The sequence below is a fragment of the Arthrobacter sp. TJ-217 genome (assembly GCF_058269255.1).
This window is the reverse complement of the sequence record NZ_JBZCNJ010000005.1, coordinates 112,740-135,341: the sequence shown is the minus strand read 5'-3', so window position 1 is coordinate 135,341 and position 22,602 is coordinate 112,740. Positions and strand designations below refer to the sequence as shown.

Annotated in this window: 22 protein-coding genes, 1 tRNA gene and 1 other RNA gene; 11 read left to right on the top strand and 13 right to left on the bottom strand. The window is 66.5% G+C overall.

Features of this window, described 5'->3' with window-relative positions; all coding sequences use genetic code 11:
* The 3 genes from gluQRS to AC4D2R_RS10685 form a co-directional block, all read right to left on the bottom strand.
* Positions 1-933 (bottom strand): tRNA glutamyl-Q(34) synthetase GluQRS, encoded by a 933-nt coding sequence (gluQRS, locus tag AC4D2R_RS10695; RefSeq protein ID WP_490939966.1) that lies wholly within the window; start codon positions 931-933, stop codon positions 1-3.
* A gap of 79 nt (positions 934-1,012) precedes the next feature.
* An RNA gene (ffs, locus tag AC4D2R_RS10690) (signal recognition particle sRNA small type) lies at positions 1,013-1,108 on the bottom strand.
* Between the two features lie 367 nt (positions 1,109-1,475).
* Positions 1,476-2,897 carry an HNH endonuclease signature motif containing protein gene (locus tag AC4D2R_RS10685; protein ID WP_490939965.1) on the bottom strand — a complete coding sequence of 474 codons (1,422 nt, stop codon included), beginning with the start codon at positions 2,895-2,897 and terminating at the stop codon, positions 1,476-1,478.
* Positions 2,898-3,624: 727 nt separating this feature from the next.
* On the opposite strand from AC4D2R_RS10685, the gene AC4D2R_RS10680 reads away from it, so the two are divergent.
* Positions 3,625-3,709, top strand: a tRNA-Ser gene (locus AC4D2R_RS10680).
* Positions 3,710-3,750: 41 nt separating this feature from the next.
* Here the strand turns inward: AC4D2R_RS10680 and AC4D2R_RS10675 are convergent.
* Complete coding sequence (locus tag AC4D2R_RS10675) at positions 3,751-4,665, bottom strand: oxygenase MpaB family protein (protein WP_490939964.1); 915 nt, start codon at positions 4,663-4,665, stop codon at positions 3,751-3,753.
* Positions 4,666-4,803: 138 nt separating this feature from the next.
* Here AC4D2R_RS10675 and AC4D2R_RS10670 point away from each other — a divergent pair, with 138 nt between their 5' ends.
* Positions 4,804-5,328 carry a glutathione peroxidase gene (locus AC4D2R_RS10670; protein ID WP_490939963.1) on the top strand — a complete coding sequence of 175 codons (525 nt, stop codon included), beginning with the start codon at positions 4,804-4,806 and terminating at the stop codon, positions 5,326-5,328.
* A 4-nt stretch (positions 5,329-5,332) separates the two neighbouring features.
* On the opposite strand, the gene AC4D2R_RS10665 is transcribed toward AC4D2R_RS10670, so the two are convergent.
* Positions 5,333-6,202: a Cof-type HAD-IIB family hydrolase gene (locus AC4D2R_RS10665; RefSeq protein WP_490939962.1), complete on the bottom strand. Its 870-nt coding sequence runs from the start codon at positions 6,200-6,202 to the stop codon at positions 5,333-5,335.
* A 110-nt stretch (positions 6,203-6,312) separates the two neighbouring features.
* Between AC4D2R_RS10665 and AC4D2R_RS10660 the strand changes: the two genes are divergently transcribed.
* The 8 genes from AC4D2R_RS10660 (at position 6,313) to AC4D2R_RS10625 (ending at position 13,231) form a co-directional block, all read left to right on the top strand.
* Positions 6,313-7,326 (top strand): LacI family DNA-binding transcriptional regulator, encoded by a 1,014-nt coding sequence (locus AC4D2R_RS10660; RefSeq protein WP_490939961.1) that lies wholly within the window; start codon positions 6,313-6,315, stop codon positions 7,324-7,326.
* Positions 7,323-8,855 carry a sugar ABC transporter ATP-binding protein gene (locus AC4D2R_RS10655; RefSeq protein WP_490939960.1) on the top strand — a complete coding sequence of 511 codons (1,533 nt, stop codon included), beginning with the start codon at positions 7,323-7,325 and terminating at the stop codon, positions 8,853-8,855. The genes AC4D2R_RS10660 and AC4D2R_RS10655 overlap by 4 nt, the downstream gene beginning before the upstream one ends.
* Positions 8,852-9,829 (top strand): ABC transporter permease, encoded by a 978-nt coding sequence (locus AC4D2R_RS10650; RefSeq protein ID WP_490939959.1) that lies wholly within the window; start codon positions 8,852-8,854, stop codon positions 9,827-9,829. Before AC4D2R_RS10655 ends, AC4D2R_RS10650 begins: the two co-directional genes overlap by 4 nt.
* 42 nt (positions 9,830-9,871) lie before the next feature.
* Positions 9,872-10,813, top strand: coding sequence for a substrate-binding domain-containing protein (locus AC4D2R_RS10645; protein WP_490902576.1), 942 nt, complete (start codon positions 9,872-9,874; stop codon positions 10,811-10,813).
* Positions 10,810-11,760 (top strand): ribokinase, encoded by a 951-nt coding sequence (locus AC4D2R_RS10640; protein ID WP_490939958.1) that lies wholly within the window; start codon positions 10,810-10,812, stop codon positions 11,758-11,760. Before AC4D2R_RS10645 ends, AC4D2R_RS10640 begins: the two co-directional genes overlap by 4 nt.
* Complete coding sequence (gene rbsD, locus AC4D2R_RS10635; RefSeq protein ID WP_490939957.1) at positions 11,757-12,140, top strand: D-ribose pyranase; 384 nt, start codon at positions 11,757-11,759, stop codon at positions 12,138-12,140. The genes AC4D2R_RS10640 and rbsD overlap by 4 nt, the downstream gene beginning before the upstream one ends.
* A gap of 97 nt (positions 12,141-12,237) precedes the next feature.
* On the top strand, positions 12,238-12,537 hold the full coding sequence (locus tag AC4D2R_RS10630; RefSeq protein WP_490902569.1) for a type II toxin-antitoxin system VapB family antitoxin: 300 nt from the start codon (positions 12,238-12,240) through the stop codon (positions 12,535-12,537).
* On the top strand, positions 12,530-13,231 hold the full coding sequence (locus AC4D2R_RS10625) for a LytR C-terminal domain-containing protein (protein WP_490939956.1): 702 nt from the start codon (positions 12,530-12,532) through the stop codon (positions 13,229-13,231). Before AC4D2R_RS10630 ends, AC4D2R_RS10625 begins: the two co-directional genes overlap by 8 nt.
* Positions 13,232-13,261: 30 nt before the next feature.
* Here AC4D2R_RS10625 and AC4D2R_RS10620 read toward each other — a convergent pair whose 3' ends face one another.
* The 4 genes from AC4D2R_RS10620 to AC4D2R_RS10605 form a co-directional block, all read right to left on the bottom strand.
* Entirely contained in the window at positions 13,262-13,594 is a 333-nt protein-coding gene (locus AC4D2R_RS10620; RefSeq protein WP_490939955.1) for a hypothetical protein, read from the bottom strand.
* 196 nt (positions 13,595-13,790) lie between these two features.
* Entirely contained in the window at positions 13,791-15,053 is a 1,263-nt protein-coding gene (tgt, locus tag AC4D2R_RS10615; protein WP_490939954.1) for a tRNA guanosine(34) transglycosylase Tgt, read from the bottom strand.
* 94 nt (positions 15,054-15,147) lie between these two features.
* Positions 15,148-15,981 carry a DUF6707 family protein gene (locus AC4D2R_RS10610; RefSeq protein WP_490939953.1) on the bottom strand — a complete coding sequence of 278 codons (834 nt, stop codon included), beginning with the start codon at positions 15,979-15,981 and terminating at the stop codon, positions 15,148-15,150.
* A 120-nt stretch (positions 15,982-16,101) separates the two neighbouring features.
* A complete protein-coding gene (locus tag AC4D2R_RS10605) occupies positions 16,102-16,641 on the bottom strand; it encodes an NUDIX hydrolase family protein (RefSeq protein WP_490902555.1) in 540 nt (179 codons plus the stop codon).
* A gap of 161 nt (positions 16,642-16,802) precedes the next feature.
* Here AC4D2R_RS10605 and AC4D2R_RS10600 point away from each other — a divergent pair, with 161 nt between their 5' ends.
* Positions 16,803-17,399 (top strand): YdeI/OmpD-associated family protein, encoded by a 597-nt coding sequence (locus AC4D2R_RS10600; RefSeq protein ID WP_490939952.1) that lies wholly within the window; start codon positions 16,803-16,805, stop codon positions 17,397-17,399.
* A gap of 18 nt (positions 17,400-17,417) precedes the next feature.
* On the opposite strand, the gene AC4D2R_RS10595 is transcribed toward AC4D2R_RS10600, so the two are convergent.
* From AC4D2R_RS10595 to AC4D2R_RS10580, 4 genes are all read right to left on the bottom strand, one after another.
* Positions 17,418-18,515, bottom strand: coding sequence for an ABC transporter ATP-binding protein (locus AC4D2R_RS10595; protein ID WP_490939951.1), 1,098 nt, complete (start codon positions 18,513-18,515; stop codon positions 17,418-17,420).
* Positions 18,516-18,531: 16 nt separating this feature from the next.
* On the bottom strand, positions 18,532-20,079 hold the full coding sequence (locus AC4D2R_RS10590; RefSeq protein ID WP_490939950.1) for an ABC transporter permease: 1,548 nt from the start codon (positions 20,077-20,079) through the stop codon (positions 18,532-18,534).
* 45 nt (positions 20,080-20,124) lie between these two features.
* Positions 20,125-21,195 carry an iron ABC transporter substrate-binding protein gene (locus AC4D2R_RS10585; RefSeq protein WP_490939949.1) on the bottom strand — a complete coding sequence of 357 codons (1,071 nt, stop codon included), beginning with the start codon at positions 21,193-21,195 and terminating at the stop codon, positions 20,125-20,127.
* 193 nt (positions 21,196-21,388) lie between these two features.
* Complete coding sequence (locus AC4D2R_RS10580) at positions 21,389-22,483, bottom strand: glycoside hydrolase family 76 protein (protein ID WP_490939948.1); 1,095 nt, start codon at positions 22,481-22,483, stop codon at positions 21,389-21,391.
* Positions 22,484-22,602 lie beyond the last annotated feature (119 nt).

The following is a 22,602-nucleotide window of genomic DNA, read 5'->3' as shown; positions in this document are numbered from 1 at the left end:
TTATCGGTTGGGGGTGACGGAACGCATTCCGGTGGAGGAGAAGGTGGCCGGGCTTACAGTCCACGGTTCACGGGGCAGGGAGGCGGGATCGAAGGACCGCAGGGCGTCGGCGAGCGAGGTGCCGGGCAGGTTCAGGGATTCGAGGATCAGGGAGCGGACCTGGACTGGGGTCACACCTTCCTCGGCAAGCGCTTCGAGCGTCACGGCGCCGTCCCTTTTTGCGAGTCGGCGTCCGTCGGTATTCAGGGCAAGTGGGACGTGCGCGTAGACCGGGGCGGGTAGCCCAAGCAGCCCGGCCAGGTAGGACTGGCGTGGCGCCGAACTGAGCAGATCATCCCCGCGCACCACCTGATCGATGCCCTGGGCCGCGTCGTCGACCACCACCGCAAGGTTGTAGGCGGGGACGCCGTCGTTCCGCCGCACGACGAAGTCATCAACCATGCCGGTGAATTGGCCGTGAAGCAGGTCGGTGATGGTGAACGCCGCAGTGTTCGCGCGCAGCCGGAGGGCCGGTGGCCTTTCCGCCCTCCGCAGTGCTCGCTCGGCCGGGGACAGGTTCCGGCAGGTGCCCGGGTAGCTGCCTGGAGGAATGTGGGGCGCGGAGGGCGCCTCGGCGATGTCGCGCCGGGTGCAGAAGCACTCATACACCAGGTCCGCCTGCTCAAGGCGGGCCAGGGCGTCTGCATACAGGGTTCCACGCTCACTCTGTCGGACCACCGGTGGATCCCACGTCAGCCCGACGGCGGCAAGCTCACGGAGCTGGGCAGCTTCGGCACCGGCGCGCTGCGCATCGAGGTCTTCAATGCGGAGCAGGATGCGTCGTCCGCTGGCCCGGGCGAAGAGCCAAGCTAACATGGCCGTCCGCAGGTTTCCGAGGTGCAGTTCCCCGGATGGGCTTGGGGCGAACCGCCCGGCTCCTGACTGCTGATCCATCGGTGCGCTCCTTACCGCGTGCAGAGAGATGGCAATCGGCATCCTCTGGGGCGCTGGTCCCGGGAAGCGGGACGCTTAAAGATAAGACCCCCCATGCACCTGCCAGAGCCCGCTTACCCTTGCTACCTTCCGGTCCTGGGGGAGTTCACAGGATGACACCACATGAGGGGCCGGGAAATAGTCTACAGGAACTCCGAGGTTGGTTTTCCGCCCTCATCGGGCGACCGCTGTGGGCCCGTGATCCCGGTCCCAGAACGATGCTCTCGAACTGTGCGCCGCCGTGGAATGCCGCACTAGGACCATGGGTGGAGCAATGCCGAGCGAGGTTTGGAATGGCGGGCGCAAATGCTTAGAGCGACACAACTGCTTGGACAACGCTGTCCTCAGAATGACCACACGCTCAGAATGACCACACGCTCAGAACGGCCCACCAGAATGACACACTCTCAGAACCACCACACCCCAGAACGACACACTCTCAGAACCACCACACCCCAGAACGACACACTCTCAGAACCACCACACCCCAGAACGACACACTCTCAAAATGGCGGAGGATCGGCCTCGCTTCTGCGCTCCGGAGGTCCGTTCGGCAGCACTGGTACAGCCGAGGGCGGTGGCTCGCACCGGGTCACGTACTTCCTCCCGGTCGGTGATCGCCATGCGAGCACGCCGCCGCGGAACTGCTCGACGGACCACCCTGCCTCGTGTTTCATACGGTGATGCTTGGGGCACAGACACGCGAGGTTCCCGGGGTGGGTACTTCCTCCGTCTTCCCACGCGATGGTGTGGTCGACGTCGGCGGTTCCAGCAGCGCTGTTACAGCCCGGGTACCTGCAGGTCTTGTCCCTAACCCGGAGGTAGGTCCGGAGGTCTCGCGGCACCCGATATCGGCGGCGGCCGACGTCGAGCACCGTCGAATCAATCGGATCGGTGAGCAGGCGGATCAGGCTTGGGGCGCCGGCGGCGAGTTCACGCGCGGCGGTTGCCGGGATCGGCCCGTAGCCTTCAAGCTCCGCGGGCTGGTCGCTGGAGCCGAGCAGGGACAGGACCGGAACGGTTACAAGCACCTGGGGCCGGATGCCCCGAAATCGCCCGCGGTCGTCGAAGCAGGGGCCGTTCACCGAAGCGCTGTCCTCGATCACCAGGGCGACCAATGCATCGGCCCGCAGCTGAGCCAAGGTGCGCCCCTCCGCCGGGAACTGGGCCGCCCGGGCGATGCGCGTGAGGCGGTCGAACATCGCTACCGCGTGCTCCGCCTTCAGCCTGGCGCCTAGGTAGGCCATTCCGTCGGCAGCAGGCTCCAACCAGACGGCCCGCTCTGTTTCGGCCTTGGCCCGGCGTTCGGCATGGGCGTCGGGGTGGGTTTTCTCGCGGAGACGCCGGGCCCGAACCGCGAGCTGCGGGCGAGTAAGCTCCGGTGCAGCTTCGAGCAAAGCTGCCTCATAGCTGCTGCGGGCCTGCTCCGGAATTCCTGTGCCCTCCCGAATGATCACCTGTGCATGCTGGTAGTGGATGTTTCCGGAGGCAAGCGCCTCAAGTGAGGCCGGGAAGTCCTCGACAAGCGCGGCTGACTCATTGAGCAGGAAACCCGAGGTTCCCTCTGGAATCTTGAGGACACACGCCGTCTCGCTGACGGCGTTCATCGACGCCGTCAGGCGCTCGTTGGGTGATGAGGCGGCTTCCGACATGGCGGCACCGACCCTGTGCACGATCCGGGCTTTCATCGCCGATAGCCACCGCTCAAGCCGAGCAACCTGGTCGAGCGCGCTGAGGGCGTCGTCCGGTCCGAGCCCGGCGATCGCCTCGTCGTCAAGGGCGACGAGCGACTGTGCGAGCCAAAGCGGTTCATGGCCGAGGAGCGCCCACAGTTCGTTTTCGAAGATCGAATCTGGCGTTTCGTACCCGCCATCAGGGATGGAGTTCGGGACCCGGTACCCGGAGTCGGAGGCTGATTCGGGCACCGCGTGTTCGGCGCTAGAGGCTGAACGAGTCGAACCGTGCTCGGTATCGGAGGCCGTGTTGGGTGGTCTGTGCATGGAAGCGGAATTGGATGCTCCGCACCCGGCGCCCGGGGCAGCGGCTGATGACCCGTTTCCTGTACCGAAGGCCGCCGTGGGCACCCCGTACCCGGCTCCGAAAGCTTCCGGGGCCGTGGTTTCCGCTGATCGGTTGACCATAGGTACAGTCCACCACCCGCCACTGACAAAATAGGCCCGACAAAACAGGCTGGCGGGACAGGCCGATAGGGCGGGCCCGGCAGGACAGGCCCGCAGGACGGGGTCACACGATGGGGCAGACGGGACAGGGCGACGGGGCGGGCCCGGCAGGACAGGGCCGCAGGACGGGGTCATACGACGGGCCCGGCAGGACAGGGCCGCACGGCACGCCCGCTGGTCAGGGCCGCACGACTGGCCGGTAAGACAGGCCCTGCAACACCGGTCCGATAACGCAATCCATCAGGACACGCCCGGCATGACGGGCCTTAGAGACCGACTAAAGGTGGCCTGCCAGAGCGGGCCAGACGGCGGCGATTCGGCAATTCAGAGTTGTGTGGGTATATGGCAACCCGTCAGGAGCCGGCAGAACGGGCCCTAGAGACCGACGAAAATTGGCCCGCCAGCGCGGCCCAGACGGCGACGATTCGGCAGTTCAGTGTTGTTTGGGTATTCTGGTATCTGCTCCAAAGTAGGAGGATTCGCCTAGCGGCCTATGGCGCACGCCTGGAACGCGTGTTGGGTTAACGCCCTCGGGGGTTCAAATCCCCCATCCTCCGCACAACGAACAAAGCCCCGGCCGGGAACAGCCGGGGCTTTTTCATGCCGTCCGCGGCCTAGTGGAATGAACCCGGGCGATGCGACGCCGCGCGGCAGCCTCACTCGGCCCCTCCGAGCCCAGGCCCAGCCTCACGACCCTCAGCACGAGCCTGGTCGCCGCATCAACGGGCAGCGGTATTGGGCCGAGGGACGGCACCCGCAGCCCCAGCAACTCCCGGTGGCGCGGTTCAAGGGTTGCGACAGCCGCCGCGAACAGCACCCGGTAGCCCAACCGCTGGGAGGCCGGCAGGGGAGGGCGCTTGATGTACCGCAACGCTTCCTGCACCTGACTGCTGTTGGTCAATTCGGCTTCGAAGGCGGACAGCTGTTCGGCAAGTTCGCGCTCCGAGCGGGGCGGTGATTCCACGCCCATCAGTTCGCCGGCCTTCGCCCACTCGGCGACATACCGGTCGCCCCCGCCCGGGATGGGCGGGCCGTAGGACTTATGTGCGGCGAGGAATGCGTCGGTGAACGCCAGATGGACCCAGCGCACGAGGTCGGGGTCGGCGGCCGAATACTCCCTGACCGCCCCGTGGCTGTCCACATAGCTGCCGCGCACCCGCCGGTGAAGGCGTTGTACGAACGCCGAGCCCTCCTGCGCCGTTCCGGTTGAGCCGTAGGTGACCGTGAAGATCCACCGGATGGTGTTCGCGAGCCTGCCGAGCGGGTCCTCCCGGAAGGAGGAGTGGTCGTGCACACCGGCCATTGCACCCGGGTGCAGCGCCTGAAGGAGCAGTGCGCGGATCCCTGCGACCAGCGGCGTCATCGAACCATGGACCGCCCACACCGCGGAGTCCGGCAGGAAATAGCCGGCGTCCTCGCCGTCCTCGAGGTCGAGCTGCCATTGCGGGATCGCCGGATCACCGGCGGTGAAGGTTGTGCGCAACTGGGTGCGCCAAGCTGAAACCAGGCTCATCACAACGTTGGCCTCCCGCGGAAACGATCAAACCCCATTCCCCCTCTCCACGAAGACGAAGGAGAGTGAGTTCCCTTCCCATCCGAGGTGACGCCGGCAACGAAGTAGCACCATCGGGACCGCAATGAAGGAGCAGCAATGCCTCAGGGAGACCTTACGTACGCCGAAGACCTTTACGACATCAGCCTGACAATGAACGACGGCACGCAGAAGTCGTTCGGTGATTTCAGGGGCAGAACCGTCCTCGTGGTCAACGTCGCATCGCAGTGCGGGTTCACGCCTCAGTACGCCGGCCTCGAGCGGCTCTACCAGGACTACCGGGGGCAGGGCCTGGTGGTGCTAGGTGTCCCATGCAACCAGTTCCTCAACCAGGAGCCCGGCACCGATGAAGACATTTCCTCGTTCTGCACAAGGAACTTCGGCGTGACGTTCCCCCTGACGAAGAAGGCGCGGGTGCGGGGGAGGAACCAGCATCCCCTCTACGCCCGCCTGACCGAGTTCCGGAACCGGGGGGTGCTCCCCGGGCTGGTGAAATGGAACTTTGAGAAGTTCCTGATCAGCGGCGAGGGAGCCGTCGTCGCCCGTTTCGCTCCGACGGTTGAGCCCGATTCCGCCGAAGTCCGCACCGCAATCGAATCCGTCCTGCGCCGCACCGCGGCCTGAGGGTCTATCCCTGCAGGGAAGCCACGCAGCGCGCGAGGAATGCGGCCCCGGCCTCCTCATGGATAAGACCGGACTCCGTCAGCACCGGGTAGGGCTTCTCGGGGATGCCGTCTGCGGGACGCACATCAACATGGGCGACGTCGTACCCGGCCTGGTGGAGGTAATCGGCCATCGCGTAATCGGTGCGCGAATCGCCCACAGTCCGCCAGACCGACGGGATTGCCTCCTGCGGAATGATCAGCTGCAGCGCCCGTTCGGCACCAAGATCCTTCCCGACCCGGATTGACTCGATGTCGGTTGAGATGATCGTCGGATCGACGCGGTAGGCGATGCTCCCGCTGCTGTCCGGCTCCTCGAAGCCCAGCCGCTGCGCTCCCATGTCGTGGCTGTGAAGGATGTCGAGTGCGTCTGCGTCGAACTCCTTCTGGCCCGCCAGGTAATCGCTGCTCTCCACCTCAAGGGACTGCTCGACCGAAACCATTGCGCGCTTTGTCTCATCGAAGAACATCAGGTGGGGATACTTCTCGAGAACGAGGTCGCGGACGTCGTCGGCGAAGCTCGACGGGAGCGCAAGCTCCTCGTCGATCTGCACTTCGCCGGCACCCGCGGCGCTGAAACTGAACCACACCGCACCCTTTTCGCAGACGGCGTGAAACTCGACTCCAGCGGGGATCCCGGCGGCAAGCATCGGTTCCATGACCTGCTTGCGGATGAAGTCGTCGGAGCGGCCGGTGTTGAAGATGATTGGCCAGCCGGCGTCGGCCAAGGTGATGAGGTCGCTGATGATTCCCGGCGGAACGGTGCGGGTGACGGGACTCGCGATGGGGCCGTCGACGTCGAGGAGCAGGCCCATGCGGGCTTTGGAAAAGGGCATGTTCCATTATGGGCCGACAGCGGCCCGGCACCCACTTGACACGGAAAAGCTTAAGGTGCATACTCTTGGAATCGATTCCATGGAACCGATTCCACAATGGAGAGGAAGCCGTGAGGCAGGTTACAATCAAGGATGTCGCGGAAGCCGCAGGTGTTTCAAAAGCCACGGCGTCGCGCGTCCTCTCAGGCCACCCGGCCACTTCGCCCGAGGCACGCGAGGCCGTCGAGGCCGCGGCCGGACGGCTCGGCTTCCGTCCGAATGCGCAGGCGCGGTCACTCCGCAAGACCCGCACCCAGACAATCGGCCTTCTCCTGCCGGACGTCCGTAATCCCTTCTTCGCCGACCTGGCCCACGCCGTGGAGCAGAGGGCGCGCGACTTCGGGTACATGACGCTGTTCGGCAATGCCAACGAGAGCGTCGAGCAGCAGGACCAGTACATCGACGTCATGCTGTCCCAACGGGTCGACGGCGTCATCGCGGCGCCACAGGGCGATGGCGGCAACCTCGACCAACTGCTGCGCAGTGGGGTTCCCGTTGTCTTCGTTGACCGGGTGCTCGACGACTTCGACGTCCCATGCGTCAGTCCCGACAATTCGACGGGCATCAACGAAGCCGTGAAGCACCTCACCGCCCGGGGACACCGCCGCATCGGCTACATCGCCGGCCCGCAGTCAACCTCCACCGGCCGCGAGCGCCTGCGCTCCTACAAGGAAGCGCTGGCCGCCACGGGGGCGGACGACGACGCCGAACTCATCTTCCTCGGTGACTTCCAGGCCGCCAGTGGAGCCGAAGGGGCACGTACCCTGCTCGACCTCGCGGATCCGCCGACGGCCCTGCTCGCCGCGGACAGCCTGATGAGCATCGGGGCGATCGGGGTGTGCAACGAACGCGGCACCGTCATCGGCACCGACCTCGCTTTCGTCGCCCACGACGATATCGAGGCGTTCACGCTCATCAATCCCGCGCTCACCGTCATCGCCCACGACGTCGATGCGATGGGACGGCTGGCTGTCGAAATGCTGACAGGCGTCATTGGGGGCGAAACCCCAGGCTCCCGCATCGTTCCCGGCCGCCTGATCGTCCGCGGCTCCACCCCTGAACTTGAGAAAGTACGGAAATCATGAACGGCAGTCCCATCCTCACGCTGGACAACGTGTCCAAGGCCTTCGGCCCCGTCACGGTGATCGACGGCGTCAGTGTCAACGTCCTGCCCGGCAAGGTGCAGGTCCTCCTCGGCGAAAACGGCGCAGGCAAGTCCACGCTGATCAAGATGATGGCAGGAGTGCACCAGCCGGACCGCGGCAGGATCCTCATCGACGGCGCCGAGGTCCAGCTTCCCGACACCAAGGCCTCTGAAAACCACGGAATCGCCACCATCCACCAGGAGCTCAACCTGGTGGGGTCGATGAGCATCGCCGAGAACATTTCGCTGGGACGCATGCCCCGCCGCTTCGGCCTGGTCGACAAGCGCAAGATGAAGGACGACGCCCGGGCCGCGCTTGCCTTGATCGGGCTCGACCTCGACGTCGACCGGCACGTGGGGGAACTGGGTATCGCACACCAGCAGCTCGTGGAGATTGCCAAGGCGCTTAGCCTCAACGCCCGCATGCTCATCCTTGACGAGCCCACTGCGGCCTTGACCAAGCGGGAGATCGCTTCGCTGTTCTCGGTTGTGGAGGACCTGCGGGCACGCGGCGTCGGAATGGTCTTCATCAGCCACCACCTTGACGAAATCGCCGCGATCGGCGACTCAGTGTCAGTCCTGCGCGACGGCAAGTTCATCGCCGAGGTTCCGGCGACAACGGACGAGGATGAGCTGGTGCGCCTCATGGTGGGGCGCGACATCGACCAGCAGTTCCCGCGCCGCAGGGAGTACGACGGTCCTGCCGAAACCCTCCTCGAGGTCAGCGGCCTTTCCACGAAGGGCATGGTCAACGATGTCTCCTTCTCGGTTCAGGCCGGTGAAGTCGTCGCGCTCGCAGGGCTCGTCGGAGCGGGCCGCACCGAGGTGATTCGGGCCATTGCCGGAATCGACCCGTACACCTCGGGAACGATCTCGGTCCGGGGCAAGACCCTCCCGCCGCTCAATGTCGGCGCGGCTATCCGCGCGGGCATTGGCCATGTACCCGAGGACCGGAAGGTCCAGGGCCTCGTGCTCGGTGCTGCCGTCAACGAGAACATCGGCTATGCGACGCTCGCGGCCACGGCGCGGGCGGGAATCGTCGACTTCGCCGGGCAGCGGAAACGGGCCCAGGAGGTGGCGGACAAGTTGAGGATCCGCATGGCGAGCCTCGATCAGGCGGTCGGGTCCCTCTCCGGAGGCAACCAGCAGAAGACCGTGTTCGCCCGGTGGATCGTCGCCGGCTCGACCGTGCTGCTGCTCGATGAACCGACCCGCGGCGTCGACGTCGGGGCGAAGGTCGAAATCTACGAACTGATCAATGCCATCACCGCGGCCGGCGGTGCCGTCGTGATGGTCTCAAGTGAACTTCCCGAAGTGCTCGGCATGGCCGACAGGATCGTCGTCATGAGCGGCGGCCACGTCTCGGGCCAACTGCCAGCCGAAACCGCAACGCAGGACTCAGTGATGTCACTGGCCGTCCGCGATGTACAGCGTGAAAACGAAGACAAGCAGATGAAGGACGAATCATGAACAAGGTAGCTGTAGCTGTCCCCCAGGGGCGCGGACGGGAGACGTTCATGACGTTCCTCGCCGGCAACGGAGCACTCGTGGGCCTGGTGGTCCTCAGCCTCGCGCTCTTTATTGCCACCCCGGACTTCCTCACCGGTCCAAACCTCCTCAACGTCGGCATCCAGGCCTCGGTGATCGCGGTGCTCGCCTTCGGGCTCACCTTCGTGATCGTGGCGGCCGGAATCGACCTGTCCGTCGGATCGGTTGCGGCACTATCGGCGATGGGCTCGGCCTGGCTCTTTTCGCAGGCCGACCTGCCCGGCTGGCTCGCACTCGGAGGAGGTCTGCTCTTCGGCACCCTCAGCGGCGCGGTGAGCGGGCTTGCAGTGAGCTTCGGAAGGCTTCCCTCATTCATTGCCACCCTGGCGATGCTCAGCGTGGCACGCGGCCTCACCCTCGTCCTCTCCGGCGGCCGGCCAATCCCCACGGCTCCCGAGGTTTCCTTCCTCGGCAGCATGCTCGGACCGGTGCCGATGCCCATCGTGGTGCTCGTTCTCGCGGGAACCGTCGCCGCCCTGATCCTCAACTTCACCGTCATGGGCCGCTACATGTACGCGGTGGGCGGCAACACTGAGGCGGCACGGCTTTCCGGCATCCCGGTTCGGCGGGTCCTCGTCACCGTCTTCGCGCTCTCCGGCCTCTTCGCGGGGCTCGCCGGCCTGCTGCTGTCGGGCCGCCTCGACTCGGCCCAGCCCCAGGCGGCAGTGGGCTATGAACTCGACGCGATTGCCGCAGTCGTCATTGGAGGCGCCTCCCTCGCCGGCGGTGTCGGACGGATCAGCGGCACCCTGATCGGTGCGCTCGTGCTCGTGGTCATCCGCAACGGACTCAACCTGCTCAACGTCTCATCCTTCTGGCAGCAGGTGGTGATCGGCGTCGTCATCGCGCTCGCCGTCGGTGTTGACTCACTGCGCCGCAAGACCGCGCGGCACTAGAACTTTCCTCTCAGTAGTCCCATTTAGAAAAAGGAAAAAACAATGAAGTTCTCCCCAACCAAGACAGTGGCGCTGACCGCGTCGGCCGCACTCCTGATCGGCGTTGCCGCATGCAACCGCGGCGGCGACGACACGGCGGCCGGCGGCGACAGCGTAACCCTGGCCATCTCGACGCTGAACAACCCGTTCTTCGTCGAACTGCGAGACGGTGCCCAGGCCGCGGCCGACGACGCCGGAATCACCCTCGATGTCGTTGACGCGCAGAACGATTCAGCGACCCAGACCAACCAGCTCGCCACCGCGTCCACGAGCGGCACTGACGGCGTCATCATCAATCCGGTCGACTCGGACGCCGCTGCGGCGTCGGTGGCCCCGCTTGTCTCGAACGACACGCCTGTCGTTGCTGTGGACCGCACCGTCAACGGCGCAGAGGTCCAGTCGCTTGTTTCAAGCGACAATGTGGCCGGTGGCAGGCAGGCCGCCGACGAACTAGCCCGGGCGATGGGCGAAAAGGGAAAGGTGATCGTGCTGCAGGGCGTTGCCGGCACCTCCGCCAGCCGCGACCGCGGGGCAGGGTTCACCGAAGGGCTCGAGGCCTACCCCGACATCGAAGTCGTCGCCCGGCAGACCGCCAACTTCGACCGCGCTGAGGCACTCAACGTGGCAACCAACCTGCTGCAGTCCAATCCGGGTGTCACGGGGATCTTCGCCGAGAACGATGAGATGGCGCTCGGAGCCATCCAGGCGCTCGGCGAGCGGGCCGGCAGCGAGGTCAGCGTCGTCGGCTTCGACGGCACTGAGGAAGGGCTCGCTGCGATCGAGGCGGGCACCCTGACCGCCACAATCGCCCAGCAGCCCTCCGAGCTCGGAAAGCGCTCGGTCGAGGTCCTCGCGCAGCTGCTCAAGGACGAATCCGTCGAATCAATGGTTCCCGTCCCCGTGACCACCGTCAACGAGGAAAACGTAGGAGAATTCACCGAATGAGCACCAAACCACCGGGCATTGTCGTCGTTGGGTCGATCAACGCGGACCTCGTCGTGACGCTGGAACGCCATCCGCAACCGGGTGAAACAGTGTTGGGACGGTCAATGACCGTCCTGCCCGGTGGCAAGGGCGCCAACCAGGCCGTAGCGGCCGCCCGCCTGGGGGCGCCGGTCACTCTGGTCGGTGCCGTCGGCAAGGACGCCTACGCGGACGCAGCCCTTTCCGGGCTGCGTTCCGCGGGGGTCAAGCTCGCCCTCCACACGGCGGAAGCCGGCACGGGCGTGGCGGTCGTCCAGGTTTCCGGGGGCGGCGAAAACTCGATTGTCGTGATCCCCGGCGCAAACGCCGAGGTGACAGGCGACGTCGTGCGCTCCAATCAGGCCCTGATCTCCGAGGCTGCGGTTGTGGTCCTCCAGGGTGAAATTCCCGCCGGCTCGATCGCCGAAGCTGTTCGGCAATCGACGGGCCGCGTGGTGATCAACCTCGCGCCGGTGATCGACCTCGAACGCTCCGCGCTGCTGGCGGCCGATCCGCTGGTGGTCAATGAGCATGAGGGAGTCCTGGTGCTTGAACGGCTTGGTGTCCGGGACCTCCCTTCCGCCGCTGACCACCGCGGCATCATCGAAGGACTTTCCGCGGCAGGCTTTGCCTCGGTTGTGCTCACCCTCGGTGCCGAGGGGGCCCTTGTCGCCTCCGACGGCGCCGTGGAGGCCTTTCCGGCCCCGAAGGTCTCGGCGGTCGACACGACCGGGGCCGGCGACGCCTTTGTTGGGGCGCTCGCTGCCAGGCTCGCTGCCGGCGACAGCCTGAGCTCCGGCGTCGAATTCGCCGTGCGGGTTGGCGCGTACGCTGTCCGGTCCGAGGGCGCCCAGCCCTCATACCCGGCCCTCGGTGACGTGCTCCCCGGCGGCGAAGGGAACATCGAAGGCGAAGGGAACCTCAAGTGAAACGCGGCGGCATCCTCAACCCTTCACTCAGTTCCGCCATTGCGGGTCTGGGCCACGGGCACCTCGTGGTCATCGCCGACATCGGCCTGCCCATCCCCGAGACGGTACGGACCGTCGACCTCACCCTGGTCCGGGGGATTCCCCGGTTCACGGACGTGCTGAGGGAGGTTCTGGCGGAGATCGTCGTCGAGGGCAGCATCATGGCCGCCGAAGCCCGGGACAGCGAGGTGGAGGCGTGGGTGAACAGCGAGGGGCTCACACCCCGGGCCGTCACCCATGAGGAACTCAAGGCCCTGCTTCCATCGGCCCGGCTGGTGATCCGCACTGGGGAGGCGACACCGTACGCCAACGTGATCCTCGAGAGTGGCGTCAATTTCTAGGGTACGTATCCGTGGCCGGGGGTAACTCTTTGGCCACGGATACGGGCTCGCCGGGGCTTATATTCCCTTGAGCGATTGTTTTACCTAGGCTGTATCAGTGATCTTTAAAGCTGTAAGTGATGGCCGCCCGTATCCGGACCATGGACATGTGACCCCGAGAGACTGGGCAGAAGTGCCTCCGCGGCAGGTCCGACTCGACGAACTCGTCACCACCAAGACAACCCTCGACCTCGAAGCACTCCTCGCTGAAGACTCAACCTTCTTCGGAGATCTTTTTCCGCATGTCGTCCAGTGGCAGGAGACCCTCTACCTTGAGGACGGGCTCCACCGTGCGGTGCGGACCGCCCTGCACCAGCGCACCATCCTCCACGCCCGAGTCTTGGTGATCGATGGCTGATGAGCCCTCGAGCCGCCGTGCCCGGGCGCTCGCGAAGCGGGACCCCATTGAGTGGCACGGGCAGCGGATCGTCACTGAAACGGACCTCGGGGCGGTCTTCTCAGGCGACGACGAGGAAGACCCGGCCCCCCGCTTGTATACCAAGCGGATCATCCACGGCGTCGTGCTGCTGCTGCTCGTTGGGCTCCTCACCTCCGCCGTGATCGTTGCGGTGGGCATCAACCGCGGGGAGATCCGGATCGCGGCACTCGAGTCGAGCCCTGAACCAACCGAGACCTGCCCGCAGGGGCCCTTCGAGTTCCAGGACCCCAGCGCGGTGACAGTGAACGTCTACAACAGCACCGACATCGAGGGGCTGGCAGGCGGGGCCGCGGAACAGCTGCGCAAGCGCGCATTCGTCGTCGCGGAAATCGGGAACCGCAGCGTGAGCGGCAACGAGGCAGCAGCGATCATCGTCTCGGGCGCCGACGGCGCGGCCAACGCCTTCACCGTGCAGCGCACAATTCCCGGGTCCCTCTATGTTTCCGATGATCGGGCCGACAGGACCGTCGACGTCGTGCTCGGGAAGGCTTTCAAGGCCGTCGCCGCGGCAGATGCCGTGGACAAGAAGCCCGCGGGCCTCGCCTGCCTCGGGGCGCAGACCCAGGAGGCGGTGCAGGAGGCGTCGCCCGGGGCAACGCCTGACGCCCCCTGACCGGAGACGCCACACACCCGGTTTGAACCCTCAGCCGACCCGCGCGAGCTTCCAGATGCTTGTCCTTCCCACGGCGGCTGCCGCCCCGACAAAGATCGCGAAGGGAAGGGTTTGGGCGGTCACCGGCGGATAGATCAGGGTGAGGGCAAGAAAAACAAGCACTGTGAACACGAGAAAGAATGCCAGGACATGGGCCGACTGGCTGGCGACCCGACGGAGCGCCAGGCCGAGCAGAATGGCGACCGGCAGGCCCGTTACCGCGGCAACGGGAAGACCGTACATCAGGGACAGGGCGAAAATGCTGATGAACCTCGATCCGCCCAGCGCCCAGCTGAGGGCCATTCCGGCGGCCAGCACTGCCATTGCGACGCAAAAGCCTATGAGGACGGCACCAGGCCCGAAGGTGACCCTTGGGTTCGGTCTGCCCCCGGGGCGGGTGGAAGGATCAACCTGGCCGTGATTGGGGCCCGCCTCGTCCGGCACCGACACTGACGCCCCCCGCTCGCGAAGTCTTTCATCAAGGCTACAGTTGCCGCGCCGGGCCGTGCAGCTGTGGGAATTACGCGTAGTAGCGCCCGAGAACCTCGTCCTTCAGGTCGTAGAACGTTCCGTCAGCAATAGCAGCCCGGGCGTCGTCGACCATGCGGATGACGAAGCGCTCGTTGTGGATTGAGATGAGGGTTGCCGAAACCATCTCCTTCGCCTTGAACAGGTGGTGGATGTAGGCGCGCGTGTAGTTCAGGCAGGTGTAGCAGTCGCAGCCCTCGACGAGGGGGGTGAAGTCGCGCTTGAAGCGGGAGTTTGAAAGGTTCCACCGGCCGTCCGGGGTGTAGAACGCCGAATTGCGGGCAACGCGCGTGGGGGAGACGCAGTCGAAGGTGTCAGCCCCGTTCTCGATCGCCGTGAACAGGTCATCGGGCTCCGAAATGCCAAGCAGGTGGCGGGGCTTGTCTTCGGGAAGCTCATCGCTGCACCAGCCGAGGATCGTGCCGAGGTTTTCCTTCTCGAGCGCCCCGCCGATGCCGAAGCCGTCGAAATTCATGCCGCCGAGGTCACGTGAGGCCTTTCGGCGCAGGTCTTCGTACTGCGCTCCCTGGATCACTCCGAACAGCGCCTGGTAGGGGCGGTGGCTGCGTTCAACGGTGAGGCGTTCGTGCTCGGCGACGCAGCGCTCAGCCCACAGCCTCGTCCGTTCGAGGGATTCCTCCTGGTAGCCGCGGGAATTCATCAGCGTGGTGAGCTCATCGAAGGCAAACATGACGTCCGCTCCAAGCTGGTGCTGCACCTGCATCGAAATTTCGGGGGTGAACCGGTGCCGGTCGCCGTTGAGGTGGGACTTGAACCAGACTCCGTCGTCGTCGATTGCGGCGAGGCGCTCCTTTCCGGCGGCCACCCGGTCATCAGCGCCTGCGGCCTCGGAATCCACCGGTACATCCATGTTGATGACCTTCTTGAACCCGGAACCAAGGCTCATCACCTGGAAGCCCCCCGAGTCGGTGAAGGTGGGCCCGGGCCAGTTCATGAACCGGCCAAGTCCGCCGGCTTCATCGAGGATGTCCGCACCGGGCTGAAGGTAGAGGTGGTAGGCATTGGCCAGCAGCGCCTGCGCGCCGGCCTCCTTCATCGACTCCGGCAGCACCGCCTTGACCGTCGCCTTGGTTCCCACGGGAATGAACGCCGGCGTCTGGATGTCGCCGTGTGGTGTGGAGATGACCCCGGTGCGGCCGTGCCGGGGCCGATCACCGCGCCCCGGAGGAGCCGTTTCCTCGAGCCGGGTACCGACGGTGAACGAGAATGACGACTGCTGGGACTGTGGATGCACCTGTCCATTTTGCCAGTAACAGCAGGTCCTTCCCGCCACTGCCTCATCCGGAGCCACGGCCCGGCAGCAGCCGCGCCGGGCCTCCGGGTGGGGCTCAGCGGCCGGCGAGTGCTGCGACGGCGCTCAGCTCGTTGAGGATCCGGCGCTCGAGGACCTCGCGGCTGAGGGTTTCGGAGCCCCCGTGTGCGCGCAGGTAGAGCAGGACGCCCAGGCGCAGCACGCGCCAGTCCTTCTCGGCGGTGCGGTTCCCCGCAGCGGCCGCGCGCACGATCTCCGGATCGTAGAGTTCCGGGTTGTTCAGCCGCCGCTGCCGGACCTTGGCCGCGAGCTTGACCCGCAACGGATCGGTTTCGGCATCGTCGGCAACGCGCAGGGCGGCGGAGTACCGGCTGGAGCGGGTTTCGTCGTCGCGCGTGATGAAAGCCGCAATGGCAAGGGCGCTCTCAACCCACTTCCACCGCCCGAAGTTCCCATCGAACTCCAGCACGGTGAGGAGGTCGGCTGTGCGAAGCGCGCTCTCCTGGTCGCCGCGGTCAACGAAGAGGATAAGCGCGAGGTCGTGGAGGTCCTGAAGGTTGCTCCCGGCCTTGAAGTTGATGCCGCGGGAGAGCCGTTCGGCGAGCTCGGCAACACGTTCATCACCCGGGTGAAGCGCGGCGACCTCGGCCACAAGCTCCTCCGGCGAGCCGTCGTCGGCCGCGACGGCGGGGGAGGCGGGGGCGGCTCCATCCGCTTCGATGTAGACAACCGACCCGCTTGCCATCCTGAGCGTTCCGCCCCCTGCGAGCCGGGCGACGACGACGGCGGGAACCCCGAAGTCGTCGGCCTCGATCTCGGTGCCTTCAACGACGGCTGACGACGCGCCGTCGGGCAGTGCGATGTTCTGACCTGCAATGACGGCATTGGCGGCCACGGGCCGGAGCTCCATTTTCCTGCCTTCGTCTTCCACTTTTTACGTACCTCGCCTCCGCTGCCCCCGCGTAGGCACAAGTCATTCCTCTCAACCTGCGCCTACATAAAGATACGGTAACGGCGGTGCTTCACTTGCCTAGCGGCCCCACCCTGCATGGGCGAGGGCCTGGCGGAGGAGGTCGGCGCGACCACCGGAGAGCTCGGCCTGGATCGAGGGGCTCAGCGCCTCCGCGGGAGTCAGCCAGGACAGCTCAAGCGCATCCTGGCGCGGGTCGCAGCGGCCGGTCACCGGCACCAGGTAGGCCATGGCGACGGCATGCTGGCGGTCGTCGGTCAGCCCTGTCTCCGAAGGGGAGGGGAAGTACTCGGCGATCGTGAACGGAAGGACCGATGGCGGCAGCTGGGGCAGTGCAAGGGGCCCGAGGTCCTTCTCAAGGTGGCGCAGCAGTGCCGCGCGGATTGTCTCGCGGTACATCACCCGCCCGGATACGAAGGTGCGCACCATCTCGCCCTGCTCGTTGGCCTGGAGCAGGAGCCCAACCTCGTTGACGTACCCGAGCGCGTCGCACCGGACGGGGATCGCCTCCACGTAGACCATTGGCAGACGGCGGCGGGCCTCGTACAGATCGTCCTCGGAGAGCCAGCCCGGATTGGGGTCAGGAGTGCGCACATTCATAGACAAGTTTTATAGCAGAGACGGTGTGCAGCGACAGCCGGAAGGCGTGCTTCGGCCAACGGCTGAATCCCCTGCCCGCCGCGGCCGGCCGGCCGGAGCGGTGTTGCGGGCCCGTCATTCCGCCTCTGGCGGGCGCCCCCACGCACGCCTACAGTGGGGCAATGGTCCCCGAGTTGCCGGAGTTGATCCTTCCCGATGCGGCGCACTGGCGCGCCTGGCTTGAGGCGAACCACAGCGCCTCGCCCGGCGTGTGGCTGGTGCTGCACCGCAAGGGCGGATCGGTGACCACCCTGACCTACGCCCAGGCGCTCGACGAGGTGCTGTGCTTCGGCTGGATCGACGGGCAGCGGAAGTCGAAGGACGCCGAAAGCTACCTTCAACGCTTCACCCCGCGCACCCCGCGGAGCATCTGGTCAGTGCGGAACCGCACCTACATCGAGCGCCTTACCGCCGCGGGCCGGATGCACGAGGCGGGGCTTGCCGCAGTGCGTGCGGCACAGGCCGACGGCCGGTGGGAGCGCGCGTATGCGGGACCGGCAACGGCGGAGGTCCCCGAAGACCTTGCCGCCGCCGTTGCCGCGAACCCGCTCGCGCAGGCGGCCTTCGAGGGGTTGTCCTCCCAGAACCGCTACGCCCTGATTTTTCGCCTGGCCCAGCTCAAGACTCCGGCGGGGCGCAGCCGCGCCGTCGAGCGTTTCGTTGCCATGCTTGAACGCGGGGAGACGCCCTATCCCCAAAAGGACCGGCCCCGCGGCTAGGACCCGATTTGGACGCGGCTACGTGTCGAGGGGGAAGGCGACGCCCTCGCCCACCACCCGCAGCCGGAGCTCCGTCCCGACCCGTGCCATCATCGCGTTCCAGTGGCGGATCGTGACTGTCTGCCCTTCGACAACCGCCCCGTGGCTGTCGATCGTTCCTTCGAGCCGAATCCGCACGGTGACCTCCGGGCCGAAGAAATCCGTCTCCAGGACAGTTCCGCGGATGTTGCCGTCTTCGGCGATGCGGATCTGCTCCGGCCGCAGCATCAGCTGCACCCGGCCCTGGCAGGTCGGCCGGCGCACAGGGATCCCGCCGAGAGCGCACATCGCCAGGGAACCCTGGAGGTGCGCCTCGAGGAGCACTGCGTCGCCGAGGAACTCCGCCGTCGCGCGGTCCGCCGGGCGGGTGTAGACGACGAACGGATTGCCGACCTGGGCCAGGACGCCGCTGCGCATCACGGCCACCTGGTCGGCAAAGGAAAGCGCTTCGGACTGGTCGTGGGTGACCAGGATCGTTGTGACGCCGGTTGCCGCAAGCGTCTTCGCCACGGTCTTGCGCGTCGCAACCCGCAGCCCCGCGTCGAGGGCCGAGAACGGTTCGTCGAGCAGCATCAGCGACGGCCCGCGGGCGAGCGCCCGCGCGAGGGCGACCCGCTGCTGCTGCCCGCCGGAAAGCTCGTCGGGGCGGCGGTCCGCGTACCCGGCATCGAGGGAAACCATCCCGAGGAGTTCGCCCACACGGCTGCGTGCCGCGGCACGGCCCAGTGCCTTCCGCTCAAGCCCGAACGCAACGTTTTCACCGACGGACAGGTGCGGGAACAAGGCGCCGTCCTGGGCCACGTAGCCGATATTGCGCTTGTGCGCGGGCACCGGGCGCCCGGAGCCCGCGACGAACGAGCCCTCGAAACTTACGGTGCCGGCGTCGGGCGCCTCGAACCCGGCGATGATGCGCAGGAGGGTGGTCTTCCCCGAGCCGGAGGGCCCAACGATCGCCGTCGTGATGCCTTTCTGCACCGACAGGGTGAGGCCGCGCAGCACTTCGGTGGCGCCGAAGGACTTTCGAACGTTCAGCAGCTCAAGGTGGTTCACTGCGGGGATCAGCGGGTTCGTGGTCATGCTTGTCCTTCTGCGCTCATTGGCCTGCCGCCTTCTGGGACTGCCGGTACAGCAGATACGTCGTGGGGAGGGAAAGCAGGATCAGCAGGAGGGCATAGGGCGCGGCTCCTGCATAGTCGATTTCCGAACTCAGCGCCCAGAAGCGGGTGGCGAGGGTTGTGACGCCCGACGGCGCCAGAACCAGTGTGGCGGTCAGCTCGGTTGAGGCGGCGAGGAAGACAAGGGCCGCTCCTCCCGCCGCGGCGGGGGCGACCAGCCGGAGCGTGACCTTGATGAACGACATCAGCGGCGCGGTGCCCAGCGCCTGGGCCGCCTCCTCCAGCTCGCGCGGCGCCTGCGCCAGGCCCGCGCGAAGGCTGACAAGGGCGCGGGGCAGGAACAGCAGGACGTAGGCGGCAATGACGACGGGCGTGGTCTGGTAGAACGGGAAGGCGATGTTGATTGTCACCGTCACGAAGGCGAGCGCGACGACGATGCCGGGCATGGCGCTGGCGATGTAGTTGCTGCTCTCAAGGAAACGCGTAAACCTGCCCGGGTGACGCACCGCGAGCCAGGCGATGGGGAACGCCGCCGCAACTGTGACGACCGCCCCCGTGAGCCCGTAGGCGAGGGTCTGCAGCAGGGCGGTGAGGAGGTCTGCCGCCTGCCATACCTCGCTGCCGCCGGCGACAAGCCACCGTGTGACGTTCCACAGGGGCACGCCCAGGGCAAGCAGCGTCAGCGCCAGCACGAACACCAGCGAACCGCTCCGCCACCTGCCCAGTGTCCGGATCCCCGGCGCTGAAGCGACCCCGGGGCCGATCCGCGCGTACCGGGCCGATCCCCGGGCACGGGTCTCGGCGAGCAGCAGCAGGAGGCAGAGAACCACAAGCACGCTCGCGAGCATGTTCGCGGCCGCGCTGTTGAAGGTCGACTCGAACTGCTGGAGGATCGCCGTCGTGAAAGTGTCGAAGCGGATCATCGAGTAGGCGCCGTATTCGGCGAGCAGGTGGAGCCCCACAAGCAGGGAACCCCCTCCGACGGCGAGGCGGAGCTGGGGGAGGACCACCCGCAGGAACACCCGCCTCGGGCCGATGCCCAGTGAGGCGGCCGACTGCTCCAGGCCGGGATCCAGCCGCCGCAGGACCGCGGCTACGGGAATGTAGACGAGCGGGTAGTAGCTGAGCACCGAGATCAGGACTCCACCGCTGATGCCCGACAGCGAGGGGATGGTGCTCGCCCAGGCATAGCTGTTCACGAAAGCCGGCACGGCAAGCGGCGCGGCAAGCAGGAGCGCGAGCGGGCGGGCGGCGGGCAGGTCGGTGCGTTCAACGAGCCACGCCGCAGCGACGCCCAGCACGATGCACAGCGGGACGGTGAGCAGGACCAGGGCAATGGTGTTGAACAGCAGTTCGGCGACCCGCGGGCGCACGATCAGCCCGACGGCGGTGTCCCACCCGGTTGCGACGGTGATGGTGAGCACGAATCCGAGGGGGATCAGCGTGCCCAGGGTGATGAAGACGGCTGCCGCCGCCACGCCGAACGGCGGACGGGAGCGTCTGCTCCTGCCCGCCGTTCGGTGCATTCCGGAATTATTGGCCATGAAGGGCCGGTCGTGCCTTCCTGCTGTTTAGAGAAGCCCGGCTGCGGTCATCAGTTCCGCAACCTTCTCGCCGTTCAGCTTGGCGGGATCGACGACCGGGGCTTCGAGCTCTTCGAGCGGAACCAGGCCCTCGCGCGGTGTCACATCGGCGCTGACCGGGTATTCGAAGTCCTCGCCCGTGCTGAGGGTCTCCTGGCCTTCCTTGCTCGTGATGAATTCGAGGAAGGCGTCGGCTGCTGCCTTGTTGTCGGAGGACTCAAGCACTCCCGCACCCGACACCGAGACGAAGGCGCCCGGGTCGGAGCCCTTGAAGTAGTAGGGCTCGAGGTCGCTCGAGTTTTCGCCGGTGTCGGCCTGGTCGGCGGTGTAGTAGTAGTGGTAGATCACTGCCGCATCGACTTCACCGGCATTGACTGCCTTCATTGCGGCGCCGTTCTTCGGGTAGATCTTGGCGCCGTCCTTCATTGCGGCGAGCCAGTCCGCCGTTGCCTCTTCGCCCTCGAGCTCAAGCATCGCCGAAACGATGGCCTGGAAGTCGGCGCCACCGGCCGCGGCACCCCAGCGTCCGGCCCACTCGGGATCGGAGAGGTCCATGATCGACTTGGGAAGTTCGGCTTCCGAAACCTTGTCGGGGTTGTAGACGAACAGGGTTGAACGGGCAGCGACGCCGGTCCACTTGTCCGTCGACGGGCGGTACTCGTCGGGCACGTTCTGCTTGACCTCGTCGGAGATGTCGGCGAACAGTCCGGCGTTCTCAACCTGCGTCATCGCGGGGGAGTTCTCGGTGATGAAGACATCGGCGGGCGACTTCTCGCCCTCCTGCAGAATCTGGTTGCTCATCTCTGAGTCTTTGCCCTGGCGCAGGGTCACCTTCACGCCGGTCTTTTCGGTGAACTCGTCGACCCAGGCCTGGGTCATCGTCTCGTGCTGGGCGTTGTAGACGGTGATCTCGCCTTCAACCTCTGCGGCCTGGCTGGCGGGAGCACTGGAGCCCTGGGCGGCGGGCTCGGCCGAGCCGCTTGAACCGCAGGCGGTAAGCGCAAGGAGGAGTGCGGCGGTGAGGGCGGCTGGCTGGGCCTGCCGGAAACGGAGATTCATTTGAGCCTTTCAAAAAGAACGCCGGTCAACAGCCTCAGAGCTGGGCCGGCAGGACGGGTGCGCGTGCCGGCGGTGAACCCCGCCGTGCACATAGGTAAGCATGTCCTAACCTATTCCCATTCTGCGAGTAACGTGTCACATTTCACAGCCTTTTGGTCACATTGCTGTGACGTAATTGCCGCGGGCCGCCGCTTCAGGGGCTTCCGGGCAGCCTTGCCGCCGCCTCGAACACCATGCCGGCCTGCAGCTGGGTCGAGAGGTCGACCGGCAGTTCCGCGGATTCCCTGGGGTGCGCCGGAAAGATGAGCGCGGAAGCCCCGTTGCCCTGGTACCGGGCCTCAGCGCGTCCTTCCCACAGGGAATCCGCAGTCGCCGTGATGAGCCGGTGGGCTGTACGCGCCGCCCCGGGGGCCAGGCCGGGCGCCAGTGCGGCATCGGCAAGGTAGCGGGCAAGGATCCCGGTGAACAGTCCTCCGTCCCCGGACCCGTGCGCGCGCAGCGCCCCTTCCGGCGTGGTGAGCCCGTTGGCAACCGCCTCGATGAGCGACGCGGCCTGTTCCAGATGGGCGGCGCCGCCCACCTCCACAAGCGCTCCGAGCGTTGGGCCCTGGTTGTAGGTGTAGAGCGTCCTCACCACCTTTTCACCGGCAGGGCCGTTCCGAAGCCCGTCGAGGTAAAGGCCCGAGCCGCTGTCCCACAGGCGGGAACGCAGCCACTGGAGCAGTTGCTCGGCCCGGGCGGGATCGCCGGCCCTGACGAAGTAGAGCGCTGCCGGCGCGGTGGCCGGGGTGTTTTTGAAATCGCGCTTGACATTCCAGAACACGCCCCCTCCGAAGTCATCGGTGGCTGCCGAGCGGAGCGCCGAACCGAGCGCTGTGAGCCCGCGCCGGTGGCTGCGCCGCATGCCCGCTGCCGCGGCGGCAGCGTCGAGGCGCTGGAGGGCCAGGGCGAGCCAGGCCATGTCGTCGAAGTAGGAGTTGGTCCACCGCAGTCCGTTGCGGGCCCAGATGCCGCGGGCGAGCGCGCCCGCCCTGGACAGGACCGCCGCGGCCTCCGGGCTTCCCTGCTTCACCAGGCGCAGGTGCACATCGATCAGGTGATCGAGATAGTGCGCCTGCCACCAGTAGTGCCACGGCGACCTGCCCCCGATTCCCGGTGCGGCGACCCGGCCCAGGCGCGAGCCGGGCAGCCAGAACCGCCGGGCGAAGAGTGCCTCGACGCTGTCGGCCGCGGTCTGGGCGCGTGCGGCGAGGGGATCCGGACCGGAGGTCTCCTGCGGGGTGAGCATAATTCCACCCTAACCAACGGCGCGAGCCGTTCGACTGAGCAGAGTGCACAGTCGAGGGTACGGCGAGTGCGGTGTGGGGTGCGCCACAGTACGCTGATGTTGGCAGGTTGCATATTCTC

Coding starts and splice junctions, on each gene's coding strand:
- AC4D2R_RS10620 (WP_490939955.1), bottom strand. CDS start 13,594: ATGGCAGTGCTGGCCGCCGGAATGGCCCTCAGCTGGGCGCTGGGCGGA.
- gluQRS (WP_490939966.1), bottom strand. CDS start 933: ATGGATCAGCAGTCAGGAGCCGGGCGGTTCGCCCCAAGCCCATCCGGG.
- AC4D2R_RS10595 (WP_490939951.1), bottom strand. CDS start 18,515: ATGACCACGAACCCGCTGATCCCCGCAGTGAACCACCTTGAGCTGCTG.
- AC4D2R_RS10665 (WP_490939962.1), bottom strand. CDS start 6,202: ATGCCCTTTTCCAAAGCCCGCATGGGCCTGCTCCTCGACGTCGACGGC.
- AC4D2R_RS10670 (WP_490939963.1), top strand. CDS start 4,804: ATGCCTCAGGGAGACCTTACGTACGCCGAAGACCTTTACGACATCAGC.
- AC4D2R_RS10610 (WP_490939953.1), bottom strand. CDS start 15,981: ATGGAGCTCCGGCCCGTGGCCGCCAATGCCGTCATTGCAGGTCAGAAC.
- AC4D2R_RS10585 (WP_490939949.1), bottom strand. CDS start 21,195: ATGAATCTCCGTTTCCGGCAGGCCCAGCCAGCCGCCCTCACCGCCGCA.
- AC4D2R_RS10600 (WP_490939952.1), top strand. CDS start 16,803: ATGGTCCCCGAGTTGCCGGAGTTGATCCTTCCCGATGCGGCGCACTGG.
- AC4D2R_RS10645 (WP_490902576.1), top strand. CDS start 9,872: ATGAAGTTCTCCCCAACCAAGACAGTGGCGCTGACCGCGTCGGCCGCA.
- AC4D2R_RS10675 (WP_490939964.1), bottom strand. CDS start 4,665: ATGAGCCTGGTTTCAGCTTGGCGCACCCAGTTGCGCACAACCTTCACC.
- AC4D2R_RS10650 (WP_490939959.1), top strand. CDS start 8,852: ATGAACAAGGTAGCTGTAGCTGTCCCCCAGGGGCGCGGACGGGAGACG.
- AC4D2R_RS10580 (WP_490939948.1), bottom strand. CDS start 22,483: ATGCTCACCCCGCAGGAGACCTCCGGTCCGGATCCCCTCGCCGCACGC.
- AC4D2R_RS10640 (WP_490939958.1), top strand. CDS start 10,810: ATGAGCACCAAACCACCGGGCATTGTCGTCGTTGGGTCGATCAACGCG.
- AC4D2R_RS10605 (WP_490902555.1), bottom strand. CDS start 16,641: ATGAATGTGCGCACTCCTGACCCCAATCCGGGCTGGCTCTCCGAGGAC.
- AC4D2R_RS10590 (WP_490939950.1), bottom strand. CDS start 20,079: ATGCACCGAACGGCGGGCAGGAGCAGACGCTCCCGTCCGCCGTTCGGC.
- AC4D2R_RS10625 (WP_490939956.1), top strand. CDS start 12,530: ATGGCTGATGAGCCCTCGAGCCGCCGTGCCCGGGCGCTCGCGAAGCGG.
- AC4D2R_RS10655 (WP_490939960.1), top strand. CDS start 7,323: ATGAACGGCAGTCCCATCCTCACGCTGGACAACGTGTCCAAGGCCTTC.